The organism is Paenibacillus sp. AR247 (genome assembly GCF_002968895.1).
In the GTDB taxonomy this organism is placed as follows: Bacteria; Bacillota; Bacilli; order Paenibacillales; family Paenibacillaceae; genus Paenibacillus_AQ; species Paenibacillus_AQ favisporus.
In genome coordinates this window covers 1,642,334-1,648,843 of record NZ_PCZT01000009.1, presented here as the reverse complement: position 1 = coordinate 1,648,843, position 6,510 = coordinate 1,642,334, and the positions used below count along the sequence as shown (strand labels likewise).

4 protein-coding genes and 2 pseudogenes are annotated in these 6,510 nt (G+C 56.1%); 3 read left to right on the top strand and 3 right to left on the bottom strand.

Features of this window, described 5'->3' with window-relative positions; genetic code table 11:
- Both CPT76_RS15950 and CPT76_RS15945 read left to right on the top strand, forming a co-directional pair.
- Positions 1-1,361: exo-rhamnogalacturonan lyase family protein (locus CPT76_RS15950; RefSeq protein ID WP_483870051.1), on the top strand; the 1,361-nt coding region annotated here is incomplete at its 5' end.
- A 54-nt stretch (positions 1,362-1,415) separates the two neighbouring features.
- A complete protein-coding gene (locus tag CPT76_RS15945) occupies positions 1,416-2,150 on the top strand; it encodes a DUF1961 family protein (RefSeq protein ID WP_105443575.1) in 735 nt (244 codons plus the stop codon).
- A 149-nt stretch (positions 2,151-2,299) separates the two neighbouring features.
- Here the strand turns inward: CPT76_RS15945 and CPT76_RS15940 are convergent, their stop codons facing one another.
- The gene (locus CPT76_RS15940; RefSeq protein ID WP_076167894.1) at positions 2,300-2,815 is read right to left on the bottom strand and encodes an ADP-heptose synthase; all 516 of its coding nucleotides are present in this window, start codon (positions 2,813-2,815) and stop codon (positions 2,300-2,302) included.
- A gap of 379 nt (positions 2,816-3,194) precedes the next feature.
- Here CPT76_RS15940 and CPT76_RS15935 point away from each other — a divergent pair.
- A pseudogene (locus tag CPT76_RS15935) lies at positions 3,195-4,942 on the top strand (ABC transporter ATP-binding protein).
- An 84-nt stretch (positions 4,943-5,026) separates the two neighbouring features.
- On the opposite strand, the pseudogene CPT76_RS15930 reads toward CPT76_RS15935, so the two are convergent.
- Both CPT76_RS15930 and CPT76_RS15925 read right to left on the bottom strand, forming a co-directional pair.
- Positions 5,027-5,496: pseudogene (locus tag CPT76_RS15930) on the bottom strand (DUF441 domain-containing protein).
- A 76-nt stretch (positions 5,497-5,572) separates the two neighbouring features.
- The coding region (locus CPT76_RS15925; RefSeq protein ID WP_105443574.1) for a YpdA family putative bacillithiol disulfide reductase at positions 5,573-6,510 on the bottom strand (938 nt) is incomplete at its 5' end.

The window sequence follows — 6,510 nt, the reverse complement described above, 5'->3', positions numbered from 1 at the left end:
GGGCGACCCCTTACGGCGTCGCGAACACGAGCGAGCTGACGATCTGGTGCCGCGAATCGACTCCTTCGCCGGCGGAACTGGAGGCTTACGCGGTGTATAACGAATCACCTCCGCAGCTTGCGTGCGACCCCGACTACCTGCACAGCCAGGGCGCATTCGGCATCTGGAGCCTGCCGGACCGGGAGACACCGGTCAAAGCACGTCTTGAAGAGAGGCTGGACGGCATCATCGCTTTCTACCAAAGGGAGGTGGAGCAGCGGCGCTGGTACGGGTTCTGGGATTACGGCGATTTCATGCACAGCTACGATCCGGCCCGCCACGTCTGGAACTACGACCTGGGCGGCTGCGCGTGGCAGAATACGGAGCTGGTTCCGAACATGTGGCTGTGGCTGATGTTTTTACGCTCGGGACGCGAAGATATTTTCCGGATGGCGGAAGCGATGACGCGGCATACGAGCGAGGTCGACGTATACCATTTCGGCGAATACGCCGGGCTCGGCTCCCGGCACAACGTCGTCCATTGGGGATGCGGCTGCAAGGAAGCCCGGATCGGCATGGCCGGCCTGCACCGGTACTACTACTATTTAACGGGGGACGAACGGATCGGAGATATGATGGACGAGGCGAGGGACGCCGATTATACGACTGTTCACATCGATCCGATGCGGGCCTACTTTCCGAAAGACGAGCACAAGACGCATATCCGGGTCGGCCCGGACTGGGCCGCGTTCAGTTCAAACTGGATGACCCGCTGGGAGCGGCAGGAGGATTCATTCTACCGCGATAAGCTGCTGACCGGCATTGCATGCATCAAGCAGGCCAATTACGGCCTGATTTCCGGCCCTACCTACGGCTACGATCCGCAAACCGGCGTGCTGACGCCGATGGGCGACGACAACTGGGGCCGCCATTTGGCCCTCTGCATGGGAGCGCCGCAGGTGTGGTTCGAACTGTCCGCCATGCTGAAGGATGAAGAATGGAACGAAATGATGGCCGATTTCGGCATTTTTTATAACCTTTCACAGGAAGAAAAGGACCAGATCACAGGCGGGGTCATCAGCACGCAGCGGTTTGAGCATCCGGTGCTGACATTGGCGCTTGTTGCGTATGGGGCATGGTACCGGAAGGATCAACGGACGGCCGATTTTGCCTGGTCGACGCTCCTGGGGCACCGGTTTGCCTGTACGGACCTTGAGAAAGACGCCGCGGCCGTCACTTACGTTAACGACCTGCGCGAGTTTGACTGGATGAACACGAACGAGGCGTCGCAGTGGTCGCTGAATACGATCATCAGCCTGGCGCTGATCCCGGACGCCCTGCCGGAGGAAGCGGTATCGGCCGGGCAGAAAGCGCAGGTATGACGGCTCAATGAGGAGGCCATTCCGGCCACCCTCGGAAGGAGGTACGCACAATCGATGCAAACGGATCCATCGACCGGGGGCGGGAACACGCAGGACACCCGCAGCCCGCTTATTCCTAAAGGGTGGGACACGATTTACGCGAATCCGCTCGCGAGGCCGGAGCATGTTACCGGGTTTCGCATGGAGGGTGAGGCTGCCGTCACGTTTCCTTTGGGCCGGATGCGGCTCGAAAGTGTGCTGGACGAGGCCGAGGGGCAGCGCGCCAATTTTGTGCTGTGGTGCCCGGAGGATTTTCCGGGGGAGGCCGCCATGTCCTGGGATTTTTGGCCGGTGCGCGAGCCGGGCCTAGCGATCATGTTTTTCAGCGCAAGCGGCAGGGAGGGCATGGATTTGTTCGACCCTTCGTTCAAGCCGCGAACGGGAGAATACGATCAGTATCATCATGGCGATATGAACGCCTTTCACGTGTCTTACTTCCGGAGGAAATGGACGGAGGAGCGAAGGTTTCAGACATGCAATTTGCGCAAAAGCTACGGCTTTCATCTGGTAGCGCAAGGGGCCGACCCCATTCCAGGCGTGATGGATGCGGCCGGCCCTTACCGGATGCTGATCGTCAAGGAGGGGAGGCGAATTACCTTTGCCGTCAACGATCTCCCCTTGTTTGAGTGGGAAGACGACGGAGTATCCTACGGACCGCCGCTTGGAGGCGGCAAGCTTGGCTTCCGCCAGATGGCGCCGCTGATTGCCGAGTATGCCAATTTAACCGTATATGCCAAAAGCGATCCTTAACCGGCGCATCCTGATAGATCAGGCCGCTGGATGCTTATGGATTCGGCTTTGCGGAGGGCTGTCAGCAAAAATTGGGGCGGCGCAAATCCAGACAAAATAAAAACTCCTTTCCGCCTGGAAAGGAGTTTTTGCTGCTGATCGAGACTTTATTAAATGTGCTGCGTATAGTTATCGGTTTCCACCGCAAACTGAAAATCCTCGATATCAAAAACATGCACAGGCACAGCAGCCTCGACGATCCGCTGGATCAGCTCGATCTGATCGGTGAGCACCGGGGCTTCCTCCCGCTGCGAGGACAGCAGCAGCTCCGTCTCAACCGGGTCGAACAGCTCGCCATAGGGAGCGGTGTCCATCGCGTTGATGACCGTAATCCGCGCCGATTCGCCAAGGAGGATCGAAGGACTCTTGGCCCAAGGCATATGGAGCGCTTTCTGAATTTTTTTCTTGTTCAGCGGTTCCTCGAAATAGGCGGTCAGCTCCTTGATTCTGGCCTTCACGTACCTGTCATCCTCCGCAGAGCTCATCAGCGGTTCGTCGCTGTCCTGAAGCTCATACAGCTCCAGCAGGCTGGTGTAAGGCACGATATATTCAACCGGGACGCTCGTCTGGAGCAATTCTCCATAGATCGCCACCATGACCGCTTCTGTAACGAATTGTCTAGACATCAAGAACCTCCTGAATCCTAAGTATCTAACCCAAGCTGACCTTGCCGGGATAATGTATAATGATCGATACAGGAACAAAGTCCGATCTTACATTTAAGGATATCTAATCATTNAAGGGGGGAAATGTCAACTCATGAGCGTTAGGAAAAGGCAATTCAGCCCGGATCGGACCGATTATGGCCGCTGCTTTCCTGCAGGAAGGGGAGGAGCGCTCGGTTTGCCGCATGCCGCGGCCGGGCGGATGGGATCCTGCGCCAAGCAGCGGATGCGGCTGACCTGAACAAGGTATGATATAGGAGGCGTCCGGATTGCCGGCGCATATTCGCCTCTACCCACGCCATTAGCCTGATTGACAGCCAGAAAGGAGAGGGAATGTTTTTTGGAATATTGGAAAGCTTATTACCGGTTTGTTAAACCTTATCGAAATGGATTATTTGTACGCTGATCATCGGCATGATCAAATTCGGCATCCCTTTGACGCTGCCGATGATTCTTAAATATGTAGTGGATGACCTGCTGCTTAACCCGAAAATGACGGTATCGGAGCAGGTTACCCGGCTGTTTCTCATTTTAGGGGGCGCGCTCGTCCTGTTTATTATCGTGCGGGGGCCGGTCGAATATTTACGGCAGTATTTTGCCCAACTGATCACGAGCCGGATTTTGTTCGACATGCGGAACCGCCTGTATGCGCACCTGCAGCGCCTGTCGCTCCGCTACTACCAGAATACGAAGGTAGGCGAGGCCATCTCTCGTTTTATCAACGACGTGGAGCAGACGAAAAATATCGTTGAGGTCGGCATGATGAACATTTGGCTGGACATGTTCACGCTGCTGATTGTGCTGGGGGTGATGCTGTACCTGAACCCGGTGCTGACCCTGGTGTCCATCGCCATTCTTCCGCTTTACGGGATCGCGGTCAATGTGCTGTATAAGCGTCTCAAGAAGCTCACCAAGGACCGTTCTCAGGCGCTCGCCGGCATTCAGGCGTATTTGCATGAACGGATCCAGGGAATTTCCGTGATCCGGAGCTTTACCCTCGAGCGCTTCGATCATAAGCAGTTTACGGGCATCAACCAGAATTTCCTGAACAAAGCGCTGGCGCAGACGAGATGGAACGCGCTGACGTTCTCGATCATCAACACACTGACGGATATCGCCCCGCTGCTTGTGATCGGGTACGGCGGCTACCGGGTGATCCATCATGATTTGACCCTGGGCACGTTTGTCGCCTTTTTCGGCTATCTGGACAGGCTGTATGCGCCCCTCAAGCGTTTGATCAACTCCTCCTCAGTGCTGACGCAGGCCTCCGCTTCGCTGGAAAGAGTCATGGAATTGCTGAAGGAGCCGTACGATATTGTCGATGCGCCGGACGCGAAAACCCTTCAGGGGCCGGTTCAGCATATTTCGTTTGACGAGGTGTGGTTTAAATACAATGAGGGCAGCGACTGGGTGCTCAAGGATATCAGCCTCGATATCAAGCACGGGCAGACCGTCGCTTTCGTTGGCATGAGCGGAGGCGGCAAATCGAGCCTCATTTCGCTGATCCCGAGATTTTATGACATTCAGCAGGGCAGCGTGTCCATTAACGGGCAGGATATCCGGAAGCTGACCCTTGAAAGCCTGCGGGGGTCGATCGGTATGGTGCTGCAGGATAACTTCCTGTTCAGCGGGTCGGTGAAGGACAATATCCTGATCGGCAACCCCGAGGCGAGCATGGACGAGATTCAAGCGGCTGCGGTTTCGGCCAACGCCCATGACTTTATCATGAATCTGCCGGACGGGTATGAGACGGAAGTCGGGGAACGGGGCGTCAAGCTGTCCGGTGGGCAGAAGCAGCGCCTGGCCATCGCCCGCGTTTTTTTGAAAAATCCGGAAATTCTAGTGCTGGACGAGGCAACCTCCGCACTGGACCTGGAGTCCGAGCATCTCATCCAGCAGGCACTGCAATCGCTGGCTTCAAACCGGACGACGCTGATCGTCGCCCATCGGCTTTCCACGATCACCCACGCGGACCAAATTGTCGTGATGGAGCACGGGATGATTACGGAACAGGGAACGCATGCCGAACTGATGGCTTTGGACGGAAGTTATGCACGGCTGTATAATGTGCAGCACCTGGAGGTTTAAACAAAAAAAGAAGAAACCCGCGTCTTCAAAAGACCGGGTCTCTTAACATTCAGAAGAGGTGCCCCATAGCGGGCGCCTCTTTTTTTAACTTTTGCCGATCAGCAGGGACAACAGCCCGGCCGCAATCAAAGGCCCTACCGGAACGCCCTTGAACAAGGCGACGCCAAGTACCGTTCCGACGAGCGTACCGTTCCGACGAGCAGTCCGGCGACGATGGTCGGATTGGCCGACATCAGTGAGGCACCGCGGCCGCCAAGATAAGCGACCAGCATCCCGATGGCGATCGCCAGCAGGGACTTCCAGTTCAGAAAGGAGCTTCCGAGCATTTGCAGGCTCATTTTTCCGCTGGCCACCGGTGTCATGACGCCGATGGTCAGGATAATGATGCCCAGTGTCAGCCCGTACTTCTCCAGCCAGGGAAACGCCTGCTGTAGATGCAGCACCCGCAGCAGCAGCAGGATGGTCATCGCCACGGTAATGGTCGTGTTGCTGCTGATTATGCCGAGGGCGGCGAGAATCAGCAGGATCAGTGATGTAAAATCCGTACGGAACATCTCCTCTCTTTTGGCAGCCGAAAGTACCGCCGCATTTTGATGTGTATGTCGACGCGGACTGACTTCCATGAAACGGTTATTGCTGCGAAGCCCGAACGGCGGCGATATGCCCGGCTATCAACCCGCCGTGCTTGCGGCCGGTTTCGATAAAGACCTCGTTCGCATTGCGGCCGGACGCGATGACGCCTGCCACGTAGAGTCCGGGCACATTGCTCTCCATCGTTTCCGGGTTAAACAGCGGTTTCTCCATATCCCCATCCAGTTCGACGCCGCAGGAGGCCAGCAGCTTCCGATCCGGCCGGAATCCGGTTAAGGCAAGCACAAAATCGTTATCGATTTCGGTCGTATGCCCGTCTTTATCTTCAATGGTGATGGACGACTCCCGAATTTCGGTGACCTTGGATTGCACGTGGACCTCTATTTTCCCCTTTTTTACCATCGCTTCAAACACCGGGCGCACCCACGGCTTGATGTTCTCGGAAACCTCCTCTCCCCGGTAGACCATATGGATGTTTGCCCCAACACGAATCAGTTCCATGGCTGCGTCAACTGCCGAGTTGCTGCCGCCGATGATCGCCACGTTCATCCCGGTATAGGGGTGGGCCTCGCGGAAGTAATGCGTAACTTTATCCAGATCTTCGCCGGGGATGCCTATGTAATTCGGGTGGTCGAAATAACCGGTGGAAATCACGACGTTTCTGGCTTCATATTGATGTTTTTGTCCGCTGCGGTCAACGGTATGTACCACAAAGGAATGATCCGGCTGCCGCTCCACGGACAGCGCTTCTTCGTACTGGGAGATGGACAAGTCGTAATGATCCGCTACCTTGCGGTAGTAGGACAGGGCCTCGTACCGAAAAGGCTTCTCGTTCGGGGAAGGGAACGGCACATCACCGATCTCCAGCAGCTCAGCCGTACTGAAAAACTGCATGTGGGTCGGATACAGGTAAATGGAGTGGACCAAGCAGTGCTTCTCAATAATATGTGTCGATAGTCCGCGGCGTCCGCATTCGA

What these genes read in the sequence shown, in the direction of transcription:
- CPT76_RS15945 (WP_105443575.1), top strand. Translation starts at nt 1,416, where the DNA reads ATGCAAACGGATCCATCGACCGGGGGCGGGAACACGCAGGACACCCGC.
- CPT76_RS15940 (WP_076167894.1), bottom strand. Translation starts at nt 2,815, where the DNA reads ATGTCTAGACAATTCGTTACAGAAGCGGTCATGGTGGCGATCTATGGA.